The sequence below is a fragment of the Pedobacter sp. GR22-6 genome (genome assembly GCF_037402555.1).
GTDB lineage: Bacteria > Bacteroidota > Bacteroidia > Sphingobacteriales > Sphingobacteriaceae > Pedobacter.
In genome coordinates this window covers 1-25306 of sequence record NZ_JBBEUC010000005.1, presented here as the reverse complement: position 1 = coordinate 25306, position 25306 = coordinate 1, and the positions used below count along the sequence as shown (strand labels likewise).

The 25306-nt window shown below is 43.9% G+C and carries 22 protein-coding genes; 6 read left to right on the top strand and 16 right to left on the bottom strand.

The window, feature by feature from the left end; all coding sequences use genetic code 11:
* Position 1: 1 nt before the first annotated feature.
* Entirely contained in the window at positions 2 to 190 is a 189-nt protein-coding gene (locus WAE59_RS20750) for a DUF6358 family protein (protein ID WP_337857907.1), read from the top strand.
* Here the strand turns inward: WAE59_RS20750 and WAE59_RS20745 are convergent.
* Complete coding sequence (locus WAE59_RS20745) at positions 177 to 1214, bottom strand: dipeptide epimerase (RefSeq protein WP_337857906.1); 1038 nt, start codon at positions 1212 to 1214, stop codon at positions 177 to 179. The two genes, WAE59_RS20750 and WAE59_RS20745, sit on opposite strands and share 14 nt — an antisense overlap.
* 77 nt (positions 1215 to 1291) lie before the next feature.
* Between WAE59_RS20745 and WAE59_RS20740 the strand changes: the two genes are divergently transcribed.
* A complete protein-coding gene (locus tag WAE59_RS20740; RefSeq protein ID WP_337857905.1) occupies positions 1292 to 2260 on the top strand; it encodes a hypothetical protein in 969 nt (322 codons plus the stop codon).
* Here the strand turns inward: WAE59_RS20740 and WAE59_RS20735 are convergent.
* Genes WAE59_RS20735 through WAE59_RS20725 form a run of 3 tightly spaced genes read right to left on the bottom strand, consistent with a single transcriptional unit; the run spans position 2257 to position 5355 of the window.
* Entirely contained in the window at positions 2257 to 2874 is a 618-nt protein-coding gene (locus WAE59_RS20735; protein WP_337857904.1) for a rhomboid family intramembrane serine protease, read from the bottom strand. The genes WAE59_RS20740 and WAE59_RS20735 overlap by 4 nt on opposite strands.
* Positions 2875 to 2879: 5 nt before the next feature.
* Positions 2880 to 4619 (bottom strand): M14 family metallopeptidase, encoded by a 1740-nt coding sequence (locus tag WAE59_RS20730; RefSeq protein ID WP_337857903.1) that lies wholly within the window; start codon positions 4617 to 4619, stop codon positions 2880 to 2882.
* Between the two features lie 19 nt (positions 4620 to 4638).
* Positions 4639 to 5355: a hypothetical protein gene (locus WAE59_RS20725; RefSeq protein ID WP_337857902.1), complete on the bottom strand. Its 717-nt coding sequence runs from the start codon at positions 5353 to 5355 to the stop codon at positions 4639 to 4641.
* Between the two features lie 46 nt (positions 5356 to 5401).
* On the opposite strand from WAE59_RS20725, the gene pepT reads away from it, so the two are divergent.
* Positions 5402 to 6655, top strand: coding sequence for a peptidase T (pepT, locus tag WAE59_RS20720; protein ID WP_337857901.1), 1254 nt, complete (start codon positions 5402 to 5404; stop codon positions 6653 to 6655).
* A 13-nt stretch (positions 6656 to 6668) separates the two neighbouring features.
* On the opposite strand, the gene WAE59_RS20715 is transcribed toward pepT, so the two are convergent.
* From WAE59_RS20715 to WAE59_RS20705, 3 genes are read right to left on the bottom strand one after another with little or no spacing between them, the layout of a single operon-like run.
* On the bottom strand, positions 6669 to 7358 hold the full coding sequence (locus WAE59_RS20715; RefSeq protein ID WP_337857900.1) for a class I SAM-dependent methyltransferase: 690 nt from the start codon (positions 7356 to 7358) through the stop codon (positions 6669 to 6671).
* A gap of 17 nt (positions 7359 to 7375) precedes the next feature.
* Entirely contained in the window at positions 7376 to 8773 is a 1398-nt protein-coding gene (locus WAE59_RS20710; protein ID WP_337857899.1) for an MBL fold metallo-hydrolase, read from the bottom strand.
* A 6-nt stretch (positions 8774 to 8779) separates the two neighbouring features.
* A complete protein-coding gene (locus WAE59_RS20705; protein WP_337857898.1) occupies positions 8780 to 8986 on the bottom strand; it encodes a YtxH domain-containing protein in 207 nt (68 codons plus the stop codon).
* A gap of 78 nt (positions 8987 to 9064) precedes the next feature.
* On the opposite strand from WAE59_RS20705, the gene WAE59_RS20700 reads away from it, so the two are divergent.
* Positions 9065 to 9418, top strand: a complete 354-nt coding sequence (locus tag WAE59_RS20700) for a hypothetical protein (RefSeq protein ID WP_337857897.1) — start codon at positions 9065 to 9067, stop codon at positions 9416 to 9418.
* Here WAE59_RS20700 and WAE59_RS20695 read toward each other — a convergent pair.
* The 9 genes from WAE59_RS20695 to WAE59_RS20655 all read right to left on the bottom strand — a co-directional run bounded on the left by WAE59_RS20695 (position 9415) and on the right by WAE59_RS20655 (position 23004).
* Positions 9415 to 11901 carry an outer membrane beta-barrel protein gene (locus WAE59_RS20695; protein ID WP_337857896.1) on the bottom strand — a complete coding sequence of 829 codons (2487 nt, stop codon included), beginning with the start codon at positions 11899 to 11901 and terminating at the stop codon, positions 9415 to 9417. The two genes, WAE59_RS20700 and WAE59_RS20695, sit on opposite strands and share 4 nt — an antisense overlap.
* A 5-nt stretch (positions 11902 to 11906) precedes the next feature.
* Positions 11907 to 13043 carry a PepSY-associated TM helix domain-containing protein gene (locus WAE59_RS20690; RefSeq protein ID WP_337857895.1) on the bottom strand — a complete coding sequence of 379 codons (1137 nt, stop codon included), beginning with the start codon at positions 13041 to 13043 and terminating at the stop codon, positions 11907 to 11909.
* A 22-nt stretch (positions 13044 to 13065) separates the two neighbouring features.
* Entirely contained in the window at positions 13066 to 14268 is a 1203-nt protein-coding gene (locus WAE59_RS20685; RefSeq protein ID WP_337857894.1) for a DUF4374 domain-containing protein, read from the bottom strand.
* A 31-nt stretch (positions 14269 to 14299) separates the two neighbouring features.
* Complete coding sequence (locus WAE59_RS20680) at positions 14300 to 16693, bottom strand: TonB-dependent receptor (RefSeq protein WP_337857893.1); 2394 nt, start codon at positions 16691 to 16693, stop codon at positions 14300 to 14302.
* Positions 16694 to 16771: 78 nt separating this feature from the next.
* The gene (locus WAE59_RS20675) at positions 16772 to 17989 is read right to left on the bottom strand and encodes a hypothetical protein (protein ID WP_337857892.1); all 1218 of its coding nucleotides are present in this window, start codon (positions 17987 to 17989) and stop codon (positions 16772 to 16774) included.
* Complete coding sequence (locus tag WAE59_RS20670) at positions 17973 to 18638, bottom strand: hypothetical protein (RefSeq protein ID WP_337857891.1); 666 nt, start codon at positions 18636 to 18638, stop codon at positions 17973 to 17975. Before WAE59_RS20670 ends, WAE59_RS20675 begins: the two co-directional genes overlap by 17 nt.
* A 90-nt stretch (positions 18639 to 18728) precedes the next feature.
* Positions 18729 to 19268 (bottom strand): RNA polymerase sigma-70 factor, encoded by a 540-nt coding sequence (locus WAE59_RS20665; protein WP_337857890.1) that lies wholly within the window; start codon positions 19266 to 19268, stop codon positions 18729 to 18731.
* A gap of 253 nt (positions 19269 to 19521) precedes the next feature.
* Positions 19522 to 22128: a DUF7133 domain-containing protein gene (locus WAE59_RS20660; protein WP_337857889.1), complete on the bottom strand. Its 2607-nt coding sequence runs from the start codon at positions 22126 to 22128 to the stop codon at positions 19522 to 19524.
* Positions 22129 to 22146: 18 nt separating this feature from the next.
* Entirely contained in the window at positions 22147 to 23004 is an 858-nt protein-coding gene (locus tag WAE59_RS20655; protein ID WP_337857888.1) for a 3-keto-disaccharide hydrolase, read from the bottom strand.
* Positions 23005 to 23390: 386 nt separating this feature from the next.
* On the opposite strand from WAE59_RS20655, the gene WAE59_RS20650 reads away from it, so the two are divergent.
* The gene (locus WAE59_RS20650) at positions 23391 to 23993 is read left to right on the top strand and encodes a GIN domain-containing protein (RefSeq protein ID WP_337857887.1); all 603 of its coding nucleotides are present in this window, start codon (positions 23391 to 23393) and stop codon (positions 23991 to 23993) included.
* Between the two features lie 98 nt (positions 23994 to 24091).
* Positions 24092 to 24697, top strand: a complete 606-nt coding sequence (locus tag WAE59_RS20645) for a CDP-alcohol phosphatidyltransferase family protein (RefSeq protein WP_337857886.1) — start codon at positions 24092 to 24094, stop codon at positions 24695 to 24697.
* Positions 24698 to 25306: the final 609 nt, after the last annotated feature.

Sequence of the window (25306 nt, the reverse complement as noted above, 5' to 3'; positions counted from 1 at the left end):
GATGGGAAAAAAGATCGCATTAAATGTTTTTTATAACCTGGGTATCATCATCTCCATTTTTGGGATGGTCTGGGCCTATAATAATGCCAAATATCCGGTGATTGCATTCTTTCTGGCAACTGCCGGCTTTTTCGTTTACCTGAAAATACAATTGGTAAAGGAAATGCGCAGCTCACTTAAGAAGAAGTAAACAGTCCGGCTGGTACTTCTTCTAAACCCAGACCTGGCAGGTCATTTAGCACATATCTGCCATCAGTGAGTAAGGGAGCCTTAAATGGATTGTTTTTCGTCAGCCACGGCCCGTCCAGATCCGACCAATCACACAGGGGCGCCAGTGCCGTCCCCGCTTGTGTCGCACAGGAAGTTTCACTCATACAACCAATTAATATTTTCATGCCAAATGACCTTGCCTTTAAAATCATCTGGTGTGCTTCATACATTCCCGCGCTTTTCATGAGTTTAACATTGATGCCATGATATGCACCTTTTAGAGTTTCCATATCACTCAAGCGCTGGACAGCTTCATCTGCCAGGATAGGGATCGGACTTCTTCCTGTAAGCCAGGCATTGCCGTCCGGATTATTTTTGTCCATCGGTTGCTCAATCAGTACTGCTCCCTGGTCATGCAGCCAATAAATCATATCAATTGCCTTTGCCTTATCGGTCCAGCCCTGGTTGGCATCTATATATAAAGGCAGGTTACTGACAGTCCTGATCGTACGGATCAGTTCCTGGTCATTATCCCGGCCCAGTTTAATTTTCAATACCTTGAATCCCCTGGAATCTGCGACCTTTTCACGGATGACTTCTGCTGTATCGATACCTATCGTATATGATGTTAAAGGCATTTTACCGGGATCTGCAGCATAAATTTCATGACAAGGCTTGTTCAATAATTTACCCTGGATGTCATTCAGTGCAATATCAATAGCCGCTTTTATAGCTGGCTGGCCTTTTTCCACGCTGTCCAGATAGTCAATGATCTCCTCAAAACTAAAAGGAAAAGTAAACCTGTTCCACTCTACCTTATTTAAGAAAGCAATGGCACTTTCTATGCTTTCACCCATATAAGGTACCATAGAAGCCTCGCCATAGCCTACGACATTTTCATAGGTTAGTTTAATGAGCATGATCGGTGTACTGGTCCTGGAGAATTTTGCAATGGCAAAAGGGTGTTTCAGTTCGAGCTGGTAGGGTGTATAGGCAATCTGCATGAGCTATGCTTCGGTAATGTAAAAAAATCTGTGCTGAAGCGAATGTATAAATAATATGCCTAATATTGTGCTCTAGTATGAATAGCAGCGTATATCAACCTTTCAAAAATTTCGACTTTAAGTATAAAAACTGTTTTCTCAGTGGAGATACGTTCAACACGCCAATTGTAGAGATTCCGATCTTACCGGAATGGTTGTTGAAGGTCGCTAATTTTACGGGAGAAGAGCAAATCAAACTTCTGGATGAAAGTGTAAGGTCTTACAATGCCTTGAAGGTTCCCTGCAATACCGAATTGCTTTCGCATTTTCTTGACCCTCTGGAAGAGAAGATCGCAACCGCCTTTTCCGATGGATATGCTGCTGTTTCTCAATTGGATGAAGTGAGTCTGTTCAGGTGGATCGGCAAATTTATGTATAGTCTGATCTATATCGAGATGAATGCTGCTGTGCGTTTGCAGCAACTGAGTGCAGACGGGCTAAACATGTCACAGGGATTGATGCATAAGTTTGGTAACCTGCATACCATGATTCAGGGGATTTACCTGGATGTGGTATTCGAAGATTTTAGCCCATGGTCCATCGTCGTGGTTCCGCTTGATGAAAAGGAAACGGCTTTTAGCTTTAGAGACGAGATCAATACCATGACCTTCTCTATGAAACTTGGCGACTTCGGGATCATTGCCTGTCTTCAGGATAATGGTACAAACAAGAAATTTCACGGAGAACTGCTGCAGCAGATTGAAGGTAAAGACTTGTCGGCTCCGCAATTTGAAGAGCTCTGTGCCAGGTTCTACTATTCCGCCTATTTGTTCAACAGACTTCCAGAATACGCAATTTTGCCTGTAGAAGGCTCTATTTATATCGATGCGATGCCATTGCGCGGTACGCTAAACAAACCTTTGTTCGATCACTGGCAACACAAAACTTATGCGCAGGTTTTACAGGATTTCTGGAAGCCATGGGGGCATACCTTGTTTGAGATCATTAAAGATCCAACAAAACCCATGAGCTATTTCGAGCCTCCGGCACTGCCTGAAATTCACTAGCCAATTTTAGCCAGTATTTGCGCTAAGAAATTTGGAATTACTCCCGGTACGATCAATACCATAACAATCATTCCTGTCAATGCCCCAAAAAAGTGTGCATCGTGATTGATGTTATCCCGGGCTTGCCTTGCAGCATAAACGCAGTAGATCAGATAGAGTGGACCAAATACAATAGCCCAAATTGGGATAGGCAGAGGCATGATATACAAGGTCGTAAAGGGGAATAACAATATTGCGGCAAATAGCACTGCACTTACTGCGCCGGAAGCACCTAAGCTATTGTACCAGATGTCATTTTTATGTTTGATGACTGTAGGGATGTCGCTCAAGATCAAGCCAACAAAATAGATAGCGGCAAATGGGCCGGAACCAATTGCCCGCTCCAAAGGAAACCCAAAGGAAAAAAAAGTAATCATGTTAAAGATCAGGTGCATCCAATCTGCATGGATCAGTCCGCTGGTGATCAAAGTGTAGACTTTTTGTCCACGTGAGATACTGAAAGGGTTCAGCATGAATTTCCCGTAAGCACTGTTATCGTTAAAGGCATAGATGCTGGTGACCACCGTAAAGATCATGATCAGGGCGGCAACAGGGGTATTGTTCAGGTATTCCATTTCGTTTATTTAAGCTGTAATTTGGTATCGGTCGTCAACCTTGCAATTGGATATCGGGAGTGTGTTTTTTCGTAATAATCAGAATTTTTATAGACAAAGTCAAGCTGTGCATCGGCATTTTTACCGAATTCAGGGTCTGCTGCCCTGGCATCCTCCAGCTTTTTCTTCATGCTGGGATCTGCCTTGAGCAGTTCTGCTGCAGTGTCTTCGAAAACATAGGCGGAGAAATGCTCTTTCATGCCCAATATACTGTCGAAGAAGTTCCAGTTGAAGAAGGAATCCGTCGCCTGTGGCTCCAGAGTTTCCAGGATATAGCGGTTTACAGCCTGGTCGGTATATACCAGATAATCGCCTTTGTAAAATTGCCTGTCTTGTGTTACAGTTTTCAGTTGTACTCCGGAATGGAGGTAATGTCCTTCGAAAGGTTTGCTCATCGTCTTGAAATCCCCGATGTAGTACGATTCTACAGGGATGAGCACATCTTCCTGTAATCGGTACAGCTTTACCCGATTCAGTTTCAGTAATTCAATCACTTTATCCCAGGCTTGCGAAATGACGTACGCGAGGGGTTTTTCAATTTCAACTGCAGGTTCAAAAGTATTCCACTCTTTGATTTTCTTCGTATAGGGTGCAGATCTGTCATAATACAACCGTTCTAAACCGCTTACTTCACTGGGCTTTTTATTCGAGGTATAGCCTTTAAACTCAATTTCTGTAAATCGCTGCTTGTTGAGTTTCCATTCCAATGAAAATTTTGACTGCCCGGCTACTGATTCGTCTGCTTTGCGTTTATTGTCCCCGATCTGTTTCGTATCGCGCTGCACGAGGTTGATGTAAATTTCCAGTAACCTGTAGGTCGATGCGACTCTTTGCTCGTATTCCTTTAGCATGTGTGTTTCTGGCATAAAGCCGATCGTATTGTGTAGCGTGGTATAGCCGGTAGAATAACGTGGAGATTCCAGAAATCCGGTAATCCCTGCATCTGGCGTTTCTTCGATTGAATTCACATAAGGTATCATCTCGAAGCCACTTTTTTTCATTTCTGCGTAAAGGTAGGGAAGCATGGTTCGAGTCATATATTCCGACAATACGGGGTGGAGTTTATCCTTTTGCGTTGGGATAAGGGTCATGATGTATTGGTAGTCGGCCCCATTGCTGGTATGGGTGTCTACAAAAATTTCCGGTTGCCAGGTATTGAAAATTTCCTGGAAGCCTTTTGAATTTTGACTGTCTGTCTTGATGAAGTCCCGATTGAGGTCGTAGTTTTTGCTGTTGCCCCTGAAACCATATGCCACAGGCCCATTCTGGTTTGCGCGGGAAGTCCCGCTGCGGTTAAAGATACCATCAATATTGTATACTGGAACGATGCAGATCACTACATCTTTTGGAAGTTTTTTCTCATGGAGCAGGTCACGGGCCAGCATCATGCTGGCATCAATACCTTCCGGTTCGCCCGGATGGATACCGTTATTGATCAGCAGCACACGCTTGTTGGCTTTCCGTATTGCAGCTGGATCGAAATTTTTCTCTTCAGAAAGAACCAGGAGGTGTAAGGGTTTTCCAAAATCGGTATTGCCATAGCTCAGTAACCTCGCCTGCGGATAGGTTTTTGCCAGCAACTTATAATGGGCAATGACCTCATCATAAGTAGCAGTTTCTTTTTTGCCACTTTTTTCATAGGGTGTCAGCTGTGCCGAAGTAGTCATGGTGAAGAACAGAAGTAAGGATAAAAGATGGTATTTCATTGAGCAAGTGAGTTTCAAATCAATACAATGATTTGGTAGAAAGGCCAAGTAAGCCAAAGTTATACCTGAAACCGAAAGAAAGATAGGTATAAACATCCGGACTGCCATTTTTAAATTTAATGGGGGAATCATCGTAGCCATCCATCCCCTCTCCCAGACTGAAATTGACCTGGTAATTGAGGTTGATGCCGAATTTCGGTTTGCCTGTGCGGTCGGAAAAGTAGTAATTGATTCCTGTACTCAGCGGCGCAACAAGGTCTGTAGATTTGTCTTTTCCTGGGAAAACATAAGGATTGGCTGTATTTCTGGTGCTGGGCTTTACAACCACGCGTTCCACATCATTTCTGATGATCCCTGCCCCAGCGCCGACATAGAACCATTTTATGGCATCTGCAAATGCATTCCGGTTAAAATTAATCACGGATCCCAGGTAAAGTTTTCCGTTGATATTGGCCGTCTTGTAGGAGTTGATGAACTCCCGCTCATTTGGATCGGTATAAATGTCGCCGCCCCGGATCTGTCCCATTTGGAATTCCCCGCCCAGACTGATAAACGGCGTGAGGAAGTAATCTGCGGTTCCGTACCCGGCAAAACTAATGGCATGTTCCTGAACATCTGTAAAAGACTGCGTCACGCCATATCCGGCACCGATGCTCAGTTTATGGAAGTTGGACTGGGCTACCGCAGTACCATGAAGGATAACTACGCTGAAGAATGAAATAAATGTCCGTTTCAAGGTATCTTCTTTAAGTTTATATAACTTTGAACTTTCTAATACGAGTATGCTAAATTATCAAAATAAAAACAAAACACTTCAAGACAGATTTACAAAGTATGTACAGATTGATACACAATCTGATCCCCTGTCGCCAACAGTACCTTCTACAGAGAAGCAGAAAGACCTGGGAAGGATTCTTGTTGCAGAACTTTTAGCAATGGGAATTAGTGATGCACACCTGGACGAATACGGTTATGTATACGCTACCATTCCTTCAACTACAGATAAGCAGGTTCCCGTAATTTGCTTTTGCTCGCATATGGATACTTCCCCGGATTGCACTGGTGCAGGGGTAAAGCCGATTATACACCTGAATTATCAGGGTCAGGACCTTGTTCTGCCCGATGACCAAAATATCGTGCTGAGGATGGATGAACATCCTGATTTGAAAGATCAGATCGGCAATGACATCATCACAGCCAGCGGTACTACATTACTGGGAGCCGACAATAAAGCTGGTGTTGCTGAGATCATGGAGGCTGCGGCTTTCCTGATGGAAAACCCGGAGATCAAGCATGGGACTATCAAAGTCCTGTTTACACCAGATGAAGAAATCGGCCGCGGGGTAGATAAAGCCGATTTAAAAAAATTAGGAGCTGATTTTGGTTATACCATTGACGGAGAAACGCTAGGTTCTATAGAAGATGAGACTTTCTCTGCAGATGGTGCTGTATTGACTATTCATGGCGTAAGTTCGCATCCAGGCTTTGCCAAAGGTAAGATGGAAAGCGCCATCAAGATTTTATCAGATGTGATCGCTGCCCTGCCTGCAGACTGCCTTTCCCCGGAATCAACAGAAGGTAAAGAAGGTTTTATTCACCCTGTAAGTATCAATGGAAGTGTAGAGCAAGCGGAAGCCAGGTTTATCCTGCGTGCCTTCAATGATGAAGAGCTTCAGGCCAATGGCGAATTGTTGGATGCTACAGTGCAGAACATCATTGAAGATTTTCCAAATTCGACCTATGAGCTGAAGATCAGCGAACAATACCGGAATATGAAGCAGGTGCTTGACGGTTATCCGCAGGTAGTGGCCAATGGGATCGAAGCGATTAAAAGAGCGGGCATCACGCCGAAGCAACAAAGCATCAGGGGTGGAACCGACGGCTCCCGGCTTTCTTTCATGGGCCTACCTTGTCCAAATATCTTTGCTGGCGAGCATGCTTTCCATGGCAAGCAGGAATGGGCTTCCGTACAGGATATGGAAAAAGCAGTACAAACGATTGTTAATATTGCCGTAGTCTGGGAAGAACAGGCTTAATAAATTCAGCGGGTTAGCCTTTTAAGGTTAACCTCGCTAAATATTGATCGGATTCATCTTCAAAGATGATCTCCGTTTGCCAGCCTTGCTGGGAGGCAACATCCTTTAATGTCTTTTGATCAACATAGATCCACTTGAACCAATTTCCTTTCTGGCTTTTATATTCATACCGGAAACTGACTTCTCCGTAATAACCACTGATAGGAAAAGCTACTTCCTGATATAAATAGGAGAGGTCTGAACTGTCAAATACCAATTGTCCCCCTGGATTAAGCAAGTCTTTTATCTGATTTAAGAACGACTTCAGCCCTGGAAGTGAACCGGTGAGCCCAATGCCGTTCATCATGAACAATAAAGTGTCATAGGTTTCGCCGGAATACTTCAGGATGTTCCCTTCAATTGCCTTTTTAAGGCCGCGCTGTTTCATAATGGCTACTGCAGGAGCAGAGATATCCATACCGGTAACGTCGAAACCACGACTTTGTAAAGCCAGGGCATGACTGCCTACACCGGCTCCCACATCCAATACTTTCCCTTTACAGAGCTCCAGTGCTTTCAGTTCGAGCTCAGGCATTTCCGCCTCATCTCTAAAGTAAATGTCAACCGGCATTTCTTCAGGTTCATCATAGGAATTGTGTACCCATAGCGTCTCTGCCGGTGGTTTGGTATATTGGTCTTTTAAAGCTTCGCCGAAAACATCCATGCCGCAAAGATAAATCTTTAAAGCTCAAATTCCTGATGATATTCTGGTATGGCGATATGTTTAAAGCCCTTTTCCCTGATGCGCTGCGCAAATTTTTGCTGTACCTCGTATTCGCCATGGACCAAAAAAAGTTGTTTCACTTTATCAGGATCCTGACAGGCAAGGAAATGGAGCAGGTCTTCATAGTCGCCGTGTGCACTCATCGACTGGATCGATTTCACTTCGGCCAACACGTCGTATTCTTCCCCAAACATCCATACGCTACGCCGACCAGCGATCAGTTTTCCTGCGAGGGAACCCGGAGAGGCATAGCCTACCATCAATATGGTGTTCTTTGGTTGGTCGATATTGTTTCGGATATGGTGCCTTACCCGTCCTCCTTCGGCCATTCCGGAAGAGGCAATGATCACACAAGGGCGTGGGTCATTATTGAGCGCTTTCGATTCCTGTACACTTTCAATGAACTTGAGTCCTTTAAAGCTGAATACATCATCGTCACGTTTCATGAGCGCTTTTACACCGCTGTTGTAAGACTCGGGATGGTTTTTCAGTACTTCTGTTGCTTCCAGTGAAAGCGGACTATCTACATAATACCGCAAATCCGGAAGTTGGTTTTTCAGCTCCAGTGCGTTTAGTGCGAACAGCAGTTCCTGAGTACGACCCACACTAAATGCGGGAATGATCAATTTACCTTTTTTAACTACGCAGGTTTGCTGGATGATTTCGCGGAGCGAAGTTTCTATAGGCTTCAGGTCTTTGTGCAGCGAATCGCCATAAGTAGATTCCATAATGATGTAATCTGCCTGTGAGTAGGTTTGTGGACTCTTGAGAATCAGGTCGCCATATCTGCCTACATCGCCGCTAAAAGTTACGCGGTGATTTTTCCCGTCCTCCCTGATGCTCAGGTGTACAGCTGCGCTGCCAATGATATGACCTGCATCAGTAAACCGGACACTGATCTGTTCATCGACCTCATGATCTTCCTGATAGGCTACTACTTTGAACTGACTGAGCGTTTTTTGTACATCTGCTTCGGTATAGAGTGGCATTTCCTGATCCTCTACCCGCTTGATATGTCTGTTTGCATATTCTGCATCCTGCTCATTGATCTTTGCAGAATCCAATAGAAGGATACGTGCAAGTTCCATAGTTGCAGGAGTGCAAAATACAGGGCCGCTGAAACCCTCGGCTACTAACCTGGGCAGCAAACCGCAATGATCTATGTGCGCGTGCGATAAGATCATATAAGTCACTTGCTCCGGATGGAAACCGAAAGATTCATTCAGTCCCTCTGTAACCTCTCCCATGCCTTGGAAAAGGCCGCAATCTAATAGTATTTGTTTATTGTTTTTAAGCGTAATCAAGTGTTTACTGCCGGTAACAGCTCGTGCTGCACCATGAAAAGCAATTTTCATTCAGTTTTATGCCGTAACTTTTGAGATGGTATCTTTTACTTTATCCGTTACGCCGGCCAATTTGTCTTTGGAAGAGTCAATCAGGTCGCAGAACCAATCTGCTACTTTATCTTTCACTTCACTGTTTTTGTCTGATGACAATATCAATGCGACTGCCGCGCCAAGAGCTGCTCCTGCCAATACACCGGCTATAATTTTTGTTTCCTTTTTCATAATATTATATTTTATGTAAACTAAACAAAAAGGAATTGGAATAGTTCGTTAAAACCATTAAAATTTCAATATTTTAGAATGATGCTAAGAGTACTGTCTTATTTGAATATCGGATTTGCCCTCCTCTACTTTATATTGTACCTGCTGAACAGCGTTTCCCTGACCATCTGCGCAATATTATTGGTCATTGTGCACAATGGCTGGGTGTTAAGGGCTGTTCAGCAGGATTTAAAATTGACTGCCATGCACTATATCCTGGCGCTGACCAATCTGGTTTTTGCCGGCTTTTTGATGACCTGGCTGGTCAGTATATTCAGGTCTTCCCTGGAGTACAATTATTTCGCAAATACATGGTTGTATATGCTGATCTCTGCATTGTTTGTTATTGGGATTTTATGCCAGCTGTTGGCCATGTTGTTGAGGAGGTCTTAACTTCCCTTCACCCGATTCAAAATATCTTCGCTACCTGTTTTCCTTTCTTTTTTCTGGATGTTCTGATTTCCAAAACGGTAAGAAAAGGAAAGGATTCCCCTGCGGCTGTCTAAACGGATATGGGTGTTCATATCTATATTTCCATAGATCGTACTCTCGCGGAATTGCCTGCTTTGGAAGATGTCATTGATCAATAGTTTGAGTGTGCCTTTATCGCCCAATACTGATTTCTGGAATCCGGCAGAGATGACATAATTGGCTTTGTAGCGCGATATTCCGTAGACAGAACCTCCGTTATAGAGTCCGGTTAATTCCATGCTGTATCCTTTCCCGGCTTTAAAACTATGTTGTGAATTAAAACTAAAACTTGTGGCATTAGTGGCTATCGCCCCATTGTCTCCGCTACCGCTGTATTCATTGCGGAATAAATTGGCGAAATGGGTTCCGCTCCACCAGTTCGTGATATTGGTAGAGGCCGTAAAACTGATGCCGTAATTCACAAGTCTCCGCAAGTTTTGCGGCATCTCAAACGTAGTGTTGAGTTCGTCAATCTGTCCATTCACCCAGGTCATTACGTCACTCGTGCGGTTATAGCTGATTGCTGTAGTGTAATTTCCTTTAAAACTATGGCTCAATTGGAAGGCATGGATGAGCTCGGGTTTCAGAAAAGGATTCCCCTGGTTAAACAACAGTGGGTCCCTGAATACACGGAAAGGATTCAGGTCTCCATAATCGGGACGTTCGATCCTCCGGCTGTAAGCCAATTGCAGCTGGTTGTTCTCGCCCAAGGGTTTGCTAATGAATATGCTGGGGAATAATTGAAAATAACTTCTTTCAATCAGGGAATCTGTAGTGATTTGATGACCTTCGGTACGGGTATATTCTCCCCTTAAGCCAATTTGAAGGCTAAAGCTCTTGAACTGCTGGTTGAAATTGACATAACCGGCATGGATCTGCTCTTTGTATTTAAAGTGGTTACTGCCGTTGGCATCGTATTCCCAGTTCCCATTGTTCAGCAGGTCATATCTGAGGTTGTTGTCTGAGGAAGTAAAGCTACTTTTCAGGCCACTTTCGAATTTTAAACTTTTAGTCAAAGGGTCTGCATAATCCAATTTGGCAAGGTAAACATCAGTAACCGCTGGTACGTAACCTCTTCTTGTGATGTCTGTGCCGTTACTGCTTCCGGCAAGTGTAACTGTTTTCAGATTGAGGTTTGAGGTAAAACTATTGCTGGCAAAATCAGCATCAGCAGTTAGCATCCGTCCTTCTTTCTCAAATTTATGCTGATAGTTTAGGTTATAGGTGAGGTTTTCCCAGTTCTGTTTGTCGTAGTTTGTGGTAGCCATATTGCTCAGCAAGGTGCCTGAATGATCAGTGAGCAGGTTTCCCGTTTTACTGTCATGAGTATATTTCCCTACGTTGCCATTCATCAGAAATCCAACTGAATTCCTTGCATTGAGCTCATAATCCAGCCCAAATCTGAAATTGTTGGTATGCAAGGGCTCGTTGGTTTTGGTGTCCTGGTTTGATGTCCTGTCTGCCGTACCTGTCACCACGCCGCTATTGTAAAACCTCCTGATAAAATCCAGATATTCCGTTTCTCCGCGGTAGCCATAATCGTAACTACCGTAAACATTTACCTTGTTACTGCGGTAGTTGAGGCTTAGGCCACTGCCATATCTTGCATTTCTGCCGGCGCCACCGTTTACAGATATACTGCCATTAAACCCTGTTGCCATATTTTTCTTCATCTGAATATTGATGATTCCTGCATTGCCGGCAGCATCGTATCTAGCGGAAGGATTGCCCATGATTTCTATCTTAGAGATCGAGGCGGAATTGGTCCCTTTCAATAAGGTGCTCAGTTCTTTGGGGGAGAGATAAGTCTGCTTGCCATTAATCATCACCAATACACCCGGCCGACCCTTTAACGAAATAGCACCGTCCTGATCTACGGTGACACCCGGGGCCCTCTCCAGCAACTCCAGCGCAGTATTACCCTCAGAGAGGATACTATTCTCCACGTTAATCACCGTTCTGTCGATCGTCTGCTCAATGAGTTTGCGCTGAGCTTTAATGGTTACGCCACTGAGCGTCCTGGTTTCTTCTTTCAGGGTAATTTCAGGAATTTCCAGCACAGTCTGATGAGCAGAAAAATGAAATGGCTCAGATTGATGGACAATAAAACCCATCGTGGTCACCTTTAGAAAATATTCACCCTGCGGAATTGAAACAATATCGAACCTACCAAGAGTATCACTCAGTGTTCCTTTCAGCATTTGCCCATCTGATTTGTGCAGGGCGACAGAAGCATAGGGCAATGCTTTACCATCGGCAGCGGATACCCGGCCAATGAGCTTTCCTTTACTTTGCGATAAGGCAGCAGGCATCGTTAAAATACAAAGCAGGAGCAGCAATATAATTGGCAAAAAGATGCCTGCAACAGGCGCTTTTCCTGTTGTGGTCATGTGTTCATTCATCATTTTAATTAATTAGTAAGATGTTTGGGAAGTGCTTTTTTCTTCTTGTTGAAGGCTTTTTTCTTTTTACCCCACCAGATGTAAAATCCGGTGATGGGCAGACTGGCGCAGATCAGACTAGCCAGGAAATAGGGTATTTTAGTGTAGACACCTGCAAAGTCGCCCACGTGCAGGCCATAGTTAGATCTGTTGATCCATTGTGCAAGGTCTTCGTCCCTTAGTCTTTTGGCAGAAGCGGGAAGTTCTTTGAGGGTATATTGATCCAGGTAAACATCACGCCAGGTTCCCCTGTACATGTCGGTGCAGACGTAGATCGGCTCTGAGGGTTTTTCAGGAAAATGGAGGATGATCTCCAGTGGATTGTGCTCAGCAAGTTCGTAGACACCCTTGTGATAGGCCTTGTCAATCTGCTGAAGAAAATTGACTTTGATGATATTTGTAGTATCAGATAGGGCCTCGATGCGCGGTCCCCTCGGACTTCCGCCAGCCAGCCAGTTGACTCCGTTATGGAACCAGGCAAAGCTCATCATGAGGGCTGTTGCGCCAATGAGCAGGGCAAGGAGTAAGGAATAAAATCCCAGTACATTGTGCAGGTCGTAATTCAGCCGCTTGAATTTCGCTTTCCATTTGATCGAAAAAGCTTGTTCTTTCCCTTTCTTGTTCCATTTCTTTGGCCACCAAAGAATCAGTCCGCTGATGGTGATGACGAAAAAGACCAGAGTAGTCCAGCCTGTGATCTGGTGCCCGATCTCTCTAGGAAACCAGAAATAGTAATGCCCGTCTTTAAAGAACTGAAAAATGTCATTCTCATGGGCTGCGGCCACAACCTCAGCTGTATAAGGATTCACATACACCACAGAGTCCATTTCATGAATCCTGAAGTGCGCGGTCCTGTTTTCGCCATAATACCAGACCGACTCTATCTCTCTTCCCGGAAAGCTTTTCTCCACAGATTGGTAAAGTACCGAAGGGGGAAGGATCTTGCCTTCGGTACTTTTTTCGGCTGTCAACCAGGGCGAACTCAGCGTTTTGATCTCCCGCTCAAACACAAGTATACAGCCTGTAATACCCAGGATCACTACTCCGATTCCGGAAATAATTCCGAACCATAAGTGAAACCAGGCGTTTATTTTTTTGAAAGTCATGTAAAATTCAGGAGGATATTAATTATTTCAATTTTTCGATCCGCAGGATGTAATCTATGCCGCCTACAAATTCTACTCCTTTGGTTAGTTTATCCGTAGCAGGGTCATATTGCCAGATGTAATCTCTATCGGCAGCATTTACCGCGATAAAGGCCTTGCCATCTTCTACAATTACACCATTGACCATCCGCTCGCCTTTATCGACTGGCAGATCCAGCTTTTTGATGAAAGTTCCGGTTCTGGCATCTACTACGCAGAAGTAGTGGTCCGCATCAATGGACTCTCCGGCGATACGGGATCTGATGATCGCTTTTCCATTTCCGATGTACCACATTGCCGGAGCCATTTCATTATTAGATGCTGCCGAAAAATTAAAGTAATAGGTAGGATCTATTTCTGTTGACCCGTTCTTGATCCTGTACATCGCCGAAGGCCTTTTGTAATCGTAGATGTTTACCGGGTCACTGATGAAATACAAGTCATTGTTTTCATCAACAAATGAAGATGGCGCGTATACGTTTGGTCCGCCAAGACCAGTACTGCGTGTTTCCTCCAGAGATTTCTCTACGGCCATGGTGTTGTAGTCGATTACCGCAACAAATGATTTTGCATAAACCGGCATATTCGGGTATTGAGTCCAGTCGGTTGAGGTAAAGGTGTAACCTAAGAAAAGCTTATTGGACCTGTATTCAGCGAAGCCAATGTTGTAAGACTGAAATCCATTAGCGATAGGGTTCAGGCTCAATTTCCCTGCTTTGATGGTCATCTTATCTACTTTAATGATCGCATAACGGGCTTCGCCTTTACCATCACCAAAGATCACAAGCGTATTGTTGTCTACCCAGGTATAAGAACTCCAGTTCAAATAAGAGAAAGGAATCTCTTTGTCGATGAGCAATACGCCGTTTTCAACATGATATTTCCCCAGTCTGCCACTTCCGGCATTGGCATGGTAATAAAAACCATCCTTCTGGATCACATCCTGGGCATAAACTTTTCCTGTCATCTCTGCACCATTGCCTTTCAGGCTGATGGTGCCACTTGTTAGCGAAGAAATGCTGGAAATGTAATAGGCAGTGTTAGGCCAGCTGCCTACACAAAGAACAGCTGAATATTGAGTGCCTACTTCAACATTACCTACATTTCTTTTTTCACAGCCACTGACAGAGAGTAATATTAAAGCAGTTAATAATAGTCTGGTGTATGTGTTAAATGATCTTTTCATCAGTATATATTTTATCTAATCTTTTCGTGAATTATTGAATGAAGTACCTGAATTTTACCGAGAATGACCTGCCAGGTTTTTGCAGTTTGAAGTTATCGTACGCCATGTGGTCTGTTAAGTTTCTGCATTCCGCGGAGACATTGTACTTTCCGTTATTTAATGAATAACTCAGTGCCGCATTGTGTATGAACTGTGTTGGGATATCAGATTTCCCATTAGGATTCCCTTTACTTTCCCAGGTCAGGTAAAACCAGTTGATGTATTGCGTAAACCAGTTGAACTGCAGACGTGTGCCTTTTCCAAGTAGGTTGTCTTTTCCGACAGTGATATCCGCATTGCCAAATAGCCATGGCTGATTAGGGATTTTGTTGTTATACGTACCCTCTACATAGTAGGACTCTGTTTGTCCGGATTTGGTCGTGTTAATGGCATTCTGGTAGGTCATATTCAGTGTTACCGAAAGCAGTTTGTCGTAGTTGTAACGTAATTCCGATTCCAGACCTGTAATGCGTACGCTTGACTGGTTTTCATTTTTCAATAAATTCGAACGCACATCAGCTACCGGAAAAATGAAATCTTTTGCATTGCGGTAAAACCCTGATGCTTCGATGTAGAAGGAGTTTTTGTCAATCTGGAAACTATAAAATGTGCCCAGGTTGATGTTGTCACTGCTTTCCGGTTTCAGATCAGGATTGCCTTGCAGGTTCAATCCGTCGCCGAATACTTCCTCCGCTTCCTGAAGACGATAGGCGTGTTCATAAGAAGCTTTAAACCCTAGTCCTGAATTCAGTTTATATCTTGAAGCAACCCCATAACCCCAGTTATTCGATGAAGTATCCTGCGCCGTGTAAATGCGGTTGATGTATTTCGCACGATCCAGGCCCAGGTTGTAATATTTAGCAAAAAAGGTATTTACCAGTTTCCCCTCAAGGAGATCCTGCTGGTACGCAAGGCCGACAATCTGCTTGTTAATTTTACCGGGTATGCTGTCACGGTCTTCATAAACCGCATTGTAGTTTTTATTTTTTAAGTGATCCAGGGTATAATTTAGATTCAGCGAATGGTTAGGGTTGATGGTATAACTCATATTGGCCATAGCATAGGTCCTTGGTCTTTCAATAACACCTATCGTTTTGATACCTTTTCCCATCTCTGTATATCCGGCATCATACCAGGAATTGCTCCAGTCGTATTTACCAAATAGCGTGTCTGTAGTCCGGTAGGTATCCGTAGAGCGTGCAGCGAAAGCACTTAGGTTTAAACCCTCTGTAAAAATGTTATTTTTCTTGTAGCGAACTGTGGCACTTTTGGCATAACTGGTTCTTTTTACTTTGCCGTAAACGGTCTTCTGATCGAAGCCGGTTTGCAGGTCTTGCTGGGCTTCGTTATAACCTGCACCTATGAACAATACATCTGCCCATTTTTTATTGATGATACCCGCTTCCACCTGACCGAGGGCAGAAAGGTAATTGTCGTGGAAACGCTTTACATCTCCTGTTATATATTCTTTACCAAACAATTCTTCTTCAGGAATGTACTGACCTTTTCCAGGACTTCCGGCCAGAACATCTACATTCTTCATTTTGTAATTGTTGAGGGAAGAATTAAGGAAGCCACTGGCCTTGACGATGATCCCGGTCTTCTTTTCTACAAACTGCCCGGTAATGGCAGAACGGTTGGTACTGAAAGATCCATAGCTATGGCTCAGATCCAGATAGTTTTTTACACCTTGATTGGTTACCACATTTACAGCACCGCCCATCGCGTCTGCGCCTAATTGTACCGGCACTACGCCTTTGTAAACCTCCAGACGATCGGCAAGGTTCACCGGGATGTTGTTCAGTGACATTGCACTACCCATTACTTCCATCGGAATACCATCAATGAAAAATTTCACCTGTTTGCCAGATAAACCATTAATGGAGAATTTGAAGTCTGAACCGAGTCCGCCTTGTTCGCGAATCCTCACCCCTGTGCTTCGGTTGAGGATCTGGTTTAGGTCTGCCGTTGTATTTGCATATTTTTTTGTGTCTATGGCATTGACGGCAAAGCCGGATTCCCTGACTTCCTGGGTTTTCGTTTTTCCACTGATATTGACATCATGGAGCTGGTTCTGGTCCTTGCTGAGGCTCACATTGATCGTTAGGTTTTCATTTTCTTTTAGGATCACTCTACTCGAAGAGCTGATGTAACCCAGGTAGGAGATCACCAGGGTATAACTGCCGGCTTTTATACCTTTTAGTTCGTAATGCCCATTGGCATCAGTCACTGTTCCGGTCTTCGTGCCTTTCAAGATCACAGTAGCACCGGTAATGGCTTCATTGCCTTCTTTAACGTAGCCTGAAAGTTGCGTGGCGTTTTGAGCGAATGCGCCAAAAGAAAAGGCGCTGAATAAAATAATGAGTAGAGTTTTCCCGTATGACATTGTTTTTAGATTGTACATTATACTTGTAGGTAGCATAAAGCACAACTAACCGAAGGCCAGCTCAACAAAAAAGTGAAATTAATTCAGTTTGTCTATCCTCAGGATAAAATCTGTACTGCCTTTTAGTTCCAGGCCTTTCTTTAAAATGCCTGATTTCAGGTCATATACGTAAATGCAGTTTCCTTTCTTATCTGAGTTGATCGAAATATAGACGGTGTTATTTTCAACCAGAACGCATTCCCTTCTGGTACCTTTATCGAGCGGAAGGGCGAGTTTCTTTATTACTTTTCCAGCTGCTACGTCAATCAGGTAAAATTCAAAATGTGCGGTGCTGTAATGATCACCAAGTCCTTTGAATAAGTCTTTGCGTTCTGTACGGATAATTGCTTTTCCCTCTCCAACCGGCCACATGCCATAAGCATGGTTGCCTAAAGCGGCAGAAATATTGAAAAAGTAAGTCTGGTCGGGGCTCACAGCCCCTTTGTTGATCCGCATAACAGCCGTTGGCAGTTCAGGGCTGTTGCCCAATGCAATTCCGGGACAATCCATGAAATAATAATTCTGCGCGGCATCAAAAAATGCAGAGGACTGGATATTGTTGACGCCACCCGGATAGGTGGAGCGGGCATCTTTATGCGTTTGCAGAGCCTTCATCTGCGGATAGCTCAGTTCTGTTACATAAGTAGTGTCGCTGGTGGTATAGTCAGAAGCGCTCAATTGTTGATGGTAGGTATAGCCAATCAGCAAAGAATTTCTTTGAGGTGCGACAAAGCCTACCGACATGTTGTCAAATCTTCCTGAAGGACGGGGAATATCCATATCTCCAGCTGCAAGCTGTTTCATGCTGCGGGTATCTAGCAGTACGTATTTGACCTGGGCAAACTCAGGTGTCCCCAGTCCCGTAAGCAGGAGGGTGTCCAGCCCAATCCAGTGGTAGTTTTCTACGGAGAATTTTTCTAGGGGCATGGCCGATACCGGGCTGAAATTTCGGCCTTCGATCCGGTATTTGATAAAACTTGCTGATTTTCTGTCCAGGTGATAATAGTAACCGCGTTTGACCAGTATACTGCGGTCTACCTTCCTGATGTCCAGTTCGGCGCCTTCTTGCTCCGGAACGAGTATCCCGCTGTCAAGATTATTGGTTTCCAGCAGGTATTCCTTGCCATCGTGTCCCATAATGTATAGGCTATACTTGCCGGGCAGCTTATCCCCAAAGTTCAGGGGAGCCTGTGTACAGGACAGCAGACAGCAGTTGAGCAGTAGTAAATAGAAAAGACCTTTAGATATTAAATTCATTGATAATTTGCTTTTGAAGCATCGGAGGAAGATCCATCAGGTTCTTCTCACTAATGATGATAATCTGGTCCTTACCGTCTTTTCCCTTCAATATAATATACGTCTGACCTTGTTTAAAGGTAATCTTCTCGGCGCTACCTTCAAAGCTCAGTGTAATGTCTTTTTTAGGACAAATGAGCATGCTGCCAGACAGGTCTACTACCCCCGTCAGGTTATCTATCCTTGCAGAGGTATTGGTACCTACGGAGAGCCTGTAACCACTATCTTCTACATGGCGCACATTTACAGATGAAGTATTGTTGATGGAAACCAACTGGTTGATTGGTTCTTTCTTGCTGAGCAGTTGATTGCTAGCTACTGCAATTAAAATGATGACCAGGGATGCCGCTATTGCGCCGGACCAAAAGGAATTTTTCAGCAGACTTTTCCTGCCCGTTTCAGCATCGCTTCGAACCTCCTCTTCGTTTGGGAGAATAGATGAAATTTCTTCCCAGATGGCTGCTTTATGTGCAGGCTTAGACTCTTCCATTGGCAGTTGCAGGGCTTCATCGCTATCGCTAGAAAAAAGCCAGGCTTCTACAGCATCGGATTCTTCCGGACTGCATTCATTCCTGTGGTATTTTTCTATTAGGTCCTTACTGATCTTCATTGCGCTGTTAAAGCCTGCTTAATGGGAATACAAACTTAGATAAAATATAAGTAGCATGACAAGCGCTTTACCCTAAGTCTAAAATAAAATTTAACTGGAATAATTGGAAAGGTTGAGACGGAGTACACCCAGGGCTTTGGTGATGTGGTATTCGACGGCGCGTTCTGTAATGAGCAAAGCAGAGGCGATCTCTTTGTTGCTCAATCCTTGTTCTCGGCTCATTTTATAGACTTCTCTGCAACGGCAAGGTAATGTATCTACCAGTAGGTTTACTTTTTCTTTCAGGTTGTTGAACATCACCCGCTCTTCTGTGCAGTTGGAAGAAGTACTGCAACCTTCATGCTTTAAGCAGATGTGTTTCTGTTGGCTGACTTTATTCCTGATGTATTCAAAGGTCTTGAACTTCGCCGAACGGATCAGGTAATTGTTCACATTTTCCAGTTCCAGTTCTTCCCTTCTTTCCCATAAGGACTTGAAAATATCCTGTACCATCTCACGGGCAGGCTCTATTTCCCGAATGTTGTTGTAACAAACCGCATAGACTTTCTCCCAATACATATTGTACACCGTCTCGAAAGTATTCCTATCGATACGCAATGCGGTGCTGGATATGTTGGTCTTTTCTGGCAAACCTAATAATTTACCTCGCAAATATACTATTTAGACTAATTATAAAGAATGCTATTTGGAAAAATAAATAGCCTTGTCAGGCTTTAAATGGACAGACTGAATGCGGTCTGAAAATTAAAGTGCTGTTTGAGGTGGAGGATACCCCTAAAATGCGTCATCTCGACGAAAGGAGAAACCTCTTGCTTAGTATAGTTCAAGAGATCTTCCCTATCGTCGAGATGACGGTAAAAATTAGCAGGCTATTTGTATTGCCTTATTTCTTCTGTTGGGAAAGGAATGTCACCAACGAAGCCAGTTCTTCGTAAGACAATGAATTGGCCAGTCCTGCCGGCATCATGGAATTCGGCATTTCCTTACGTTCCAAAATATCGCTTTTCTTAATGGTGAAAACTTCACCGGCAGTATTCCGCATTACGACCTTCGCTGCAGTTTCTTCGGTTACGAAGCCCATATAGGTATTGTCGCCTTTTGCTTCGATCAATACGGTGCTAAAGCCCTGAGAAATGGAAGCATCTGGTTTCAGGATGGATTCTGCAATCTGTTCCCTGTTCATGATCGAACCAATCTGTCCCATGAAAGGTCCGTTCATTTTTTCGCTCCTGCTCAGACTATGGCAAGCCACACAACCCTGACGGGTAAATAGCGCTTTACCTTTTACAGGATCACCTTCCAGTTTGTTGATGGCAATCAGCACATCTTCAATAGAAGCTTTACCGACCTGACCTTTTTGGTTTTTGATCTTTTCCAAATCGATCTTTGGTTCTTCAACCGCTGCAATTTTTTCTTCTACACCAAATGCGGGGATTTCCATACGGTGGCGCGCATCCAGGTCTACAAAGAACTGCTTGCCTGCAACATCGGCTTTTGACCACTGTGCTTTAAGGAAAGTTTCAATCAATGGCGAGGCCGACCAGGTGACAGCTTTATAATATGGACCATGGGAATCTGGTCGCGTTCCCCACCACCACGATGCATCATAGGTATCTTCTTTTTTATACAGACGCGCCAATGTGATCAGGATCTGTTTTTTTAGTTGTGCATCACCAGATTGCTCGTGTACATAGATCAGTCCATCTACGGCTTTTTGATTGTGCATGTAGCGCAATGCCCATAATGCGAGACTGGAGTTTTCTGTGCCAATGGCTGCAACGCAGGCATCTACAGCTTTCAGGTTCACCAATGCCTGTACCGCCAGGTGTGGCAATATAATGGCCGAATTTGGCGTAGCATGCGGACCTTCTACTCCTTTTGCAGGTTCTACAAATGAAGCAGGAACTTTGGTTTTTAGCAAAGCTGCCGCTGCATCTTGACGACCTAAACGTCCCAATCCGATGATGGATGCGGCCTGTACGCGCACAGAAGCATCAGTGAGCCCTTTTAAAAATGGCTCAGTTGGTACGTTTTGCAGATAATCTTTACGGTCCGTCAGCGCACGAAGGGCAAATTCTTTCATCGCCTCTTCCTGTGACAGTGCCACTAATGATGCAATACCATCCGCACCTGCCACCTGAGCATAAGTGTACATTGCTGCTACGCGTGCATAAAGTGGCAATTTTTTATCGTTTGCCATCTTCAAAGTAGTCGCCGTCACCTGCGCTGCAGGACGGTTAAGCAATTCCTGTGAAGCACTCAGTCGGGCAACAGCACTTCCTGTGTTCAGCATGCTGGTAAGCTGTGCTACAGATAACGTGGTCACATTCGGGAAAGCTTTGTATTTCCAGTTTGTCGGTACCACACGTGCTACATACCCTTTACCTGCACTTCCGGAATAGCCTGCGCCATCCCAGGCCGATAGGTACAACCTGCCCGATCCATCTACATCCAGATCGGTAATTTGTGGTAATTTAATGAATTCTTCTTCCTTTTGAGTAAAGGTTGGTCCATCTGTGCTGACCCTATGGATGTACAGCATGCTTCTTCCCCAGTCGGCCATCATCGGCACTTTGTTGTATTTTTCAGGCCAGCTGTCTTCATCCATATACAAGGCTCCCGTTCCTGAACCTCCACCCAGATCCACCAGGGCAGGTATGATCTCATCTGTAAAATGCTGGAACAGCACAGGGTAGCCATACTCTCCCGATTGAATGTGATGAGAGAAACGCACGTTCCATCCACCGCCATCATTCGTGTTCTCACGTGTAAACACATTCATATAAGGGTCGATGGCCACATCATAAACGTTACGGGTTCCATGTGTATAAACTTCCATCTCTGTTCCATTCGGACGCACGCGAAGTACACCTCCACCCAGCATGGTCAGCTTTTTACCGCTGCGGTCTACGGCATCATGGAAGCCAAAATCACCTACCGAAATGTAGATCCATCCGTCGATACCCAATCTAATGCCGTTCGTTGCATGATCTGTTCCGCGTTCCTGGATATATTTAGCATTGCTGATGTGTTCAATTAATGGTTTCGCAGGGCCATCGGCTTTGCCATCTTTGTTTTTATCTTCGAAAACCACCAGGTCCATTCCTGTTGCTTTACCGCTTTCTTTGGAGAAGGTGGTGTGCAGAACGAATACCTGATCGCCGGAAGCAATGATGCCACGTGGGTTATCAACCAAGGCAAACTCGATGTGTTCATCCATTTTTCCATCATTATCCTTGTCTACCAGTTTCAAAATGCGGCCTTTGCCTGGATCTTTACCCAGAGAGCCGATCATGTCTACGCCTACAAATACTTCACCGCTGGCGGCTACTGCGAGGCAGGCCGGACTTGGTGTTACTTCAGGGCCCGAAAATGTAGTGATGACCAGGTCATCAGGAGCAGGAATGGTACTTTTTGGGGTACCAAAAAAATTATTTAATCCTAAAACAATGATAATTGAAGATATCAGTGTTATTGATAATTTGATCATGTGATATGTGCTGTAATGTTAATGTTTCGCTATTCTTTTCTCAGCCATCAGTTGCTGAACAACCGCCTGAAGCTGTTTTGGGTCCTTTGCATATTTTTCCAGGTTGATGATCTCAACTTTTCTGAAATCGACAGGATGACTTTCACTTTGCAATGAGATGCTGCCACCAGTTATCAGTTCGCCTTCTTTGGCTCCGCCTACAGGATCTTTCTGTGGCCTTTGGTAGCGCAAAACTTCTTCGCCGTTCACGTAATGAACAATCTCGGAACTTCCCAGCACCAACACTTCAACGCGAACCCATTGCTCACCATTAAAGGTTTTTGACCTCGACTCGATGCAGTGCGTCTGGATGACCTTGTTATCCAGTACGAATTGCGTGCCCGGAGTACACAGGTTGGCGGTAGGACGATCCCCATTACCGGCACCACCCAAAAGCTGGACCTCAATCGAGTTGGGGAAATCCTGATCTTTTTTCATCGTTGTCGGGTCTTGTCCGTGGATCATGATTCCACTGTTGCGGTAGGCCCAGCCCGCGCCACCTTTTACCTGTTCGCCAACGAAACGGTATTCTGCTGCAATAAGATAGTATGAATACGGCTTCTTAAAGAACAAATGCCCATATTGATCGCCAAATTCACTGTATTGGTCATACCGCACCTGTATTTGTCCGTCCTTTACACGAAAAGTATTGCCATAATTATCATTCAGATCGTGTTTTCTGATTTTGACTTGCCAGTCCTTCAGATCCTTGCCATTGAAGAGTTGCTCCCATTTTGGTTTGCCAGGAGACCGGTCGATCGTACCCGCCATGAATACAAAAGGTAAGCACAGGATCACGACGGTCCTGAACAAGGCATACATAGATTTGTGTTTCATTGTTTTGGTTTATTGTGTGTGTTTTATTAATGTAAACTTAGGAATAATATTTTTTTATCTCTAGCTGTATTTTAGTGAATCCGCCGCCTTGTAACGGAGATTCTAGACAATTAAGGAGAATTTGCAGGCTTTTATGAAATAAAGAGCCTCCCTTGCATCGCTTAATTTGCTTTTTTTCATTGTCTGAGCACTCTTTTTTTATCATTTTATCCATGGCGTCCTGATTTCGTCGATGAAAAAAATATTACATCCCGTTCGTCGAAAAATTTGGGGCGTTGGTCGTGGCTTCCCTTTGACTGGTATAATACAGGCAAATTGACTGAAACGTTTGCCACTTAAGGCCGTCTTAATAACAAACAATAAGAAAAACCTTAATTAAAAATATTATGAAAACTTTTATCAAAACATCATTCGCCACTTTATTAACAGCACTAGTATTAACCTCATCTGCATTTACAGGCACAGCAGCGGAATTTATAAAATCAAGGTCATTGACTACAACTCCCATCCAGGGAATCAATAAAATCTGGGTAAGTGGAAATGTGAAGCTCGTACTGACTCAGGGAAGCACAGAAAGTATCAATGGAACAGAATCCTATGATCAAACCAACACATCCGTACAAAGCAAAGGTCAGACCTTGTATATCAACTCTACTTCCTCTATTCAGGTAACCATAAACATCACGGTCAAAGACTTGCAACGGATTGAAGCCTATGGCCAGGCTGTGGTGCTCACCAGCAACAATTTTGATGTAAAATACCTGCAGGTATTTTTGAACCAGAATGCCAAGGCCAAAGTGAATGCACTTGCAGGAAGTTTGTATACCGTAATTAAAGACAATGCGACTTTGAAAATGAGCGGTGTAGCACAAGAACACACCATGTTGGCCAGCAATATGAAGAATGTGAAACTGGTAGATTTCGTATGCCTGAAGAATAATAAAGCGCCACAGGTAGATAGCGTTAAGCTGGCCGCATTGACCAAATAGGTTTAACCTGTAAAGTATGAACCCCATAACAAGGCAAATTGGATGCCTGTTATGGGGTTTTTCGTTTAAATACTTTTTTCTCTTAGCTTTAGGGGAGAATGAAAAAACAGATTCCCATTGCGCTCATCTACAGCAGGCTGGTATTTGCTGCGCTTATTATATTGCTGGCGATCCAGCAGCCTGCTCATTACCGCCTCTTGATCAATGTGCTTTTAGTTACGGGTCTGCTGACAGATGTATTTGACGGCATCATTGCAAGAAGCCTAAAGATTTCGACGGTGAAACTGCGTCGATTGGATTCGATTGTAGACCAGGTTTTCTGGATTTCCGCCTTAGTCGCTGCCTATCTCATTTGCAGCACATTTTTTAAGGAGCATGCCATCCTATTATTCTTGTTGCTAGCAGCAGAAGCCATGACGTATGGTGTGAGTTACATCAAATTCAAAAAAGAAGTGGCAACACATGCGGTATCTTCCAAGTTTTGGACGCTGCTCATCCTCGCTACGCTCATACAAATCATTTCCAGTTGTGATTCATCCTGGTTATTTATGACTTGCTTCTATGTAGGCATGGTCACCCGGATGGAAATCATGGCCATTTTGTTGCTCCTATCACAGTGGGAAAATGATATTCCCAGTGTTTTTCATGCTATTCGGATCAGGCAAGGCAAGAAGATAAAAAGAAATAAACTATTTAACGGTTAGATTATGACTTATTTGTTTCCATTGAGGAGATCCCTTTATGTCTGTCGGCAGATTGCGAGGTAACTGCTTCTCACAAAAAACACACCTGAGTCACGATTCCTTCACAAACAGGTACCTTTTTGTGGGCTATTTGTGAAGCAGGTGTGAAGAAAGTGTGAATGAGCCTGCTTTTACATAAGTATTGTTTCTTTTGTATATAGTATGAAAGTGTGTTAATGTTATGTTTGGATTTAGTAGAGGCTTGCAAGAGCTTTGGTTAAGCCTTGGTAGGGCCTTGATTGGGCCTGGACCCATCCAAGACATGTATAGCTATCTTTATGTCAGTTTGCAAACCTTTAGCGTTGTTTAATACAGGCTGATTTCCTATCCAATTTTGGCCATACATTTCTAATATGTATTTTTTGGATCCGCATTGTAATTTTTTCTTACTGATAAATAGCATGTTACGGTATTTTTTCAATTAAAAGGTGTTTTGTATTTGTGCGAGCAGATATTTTTCCTACTTTTGCATCCCGCTTCGGAGGAAGAGAAACGAAGAAAAAAGATTGAAACAATAGGTTTTAGAGACTGAGCCTGGACGAGAAAGACCAGGATAAACTGAAAGAAACA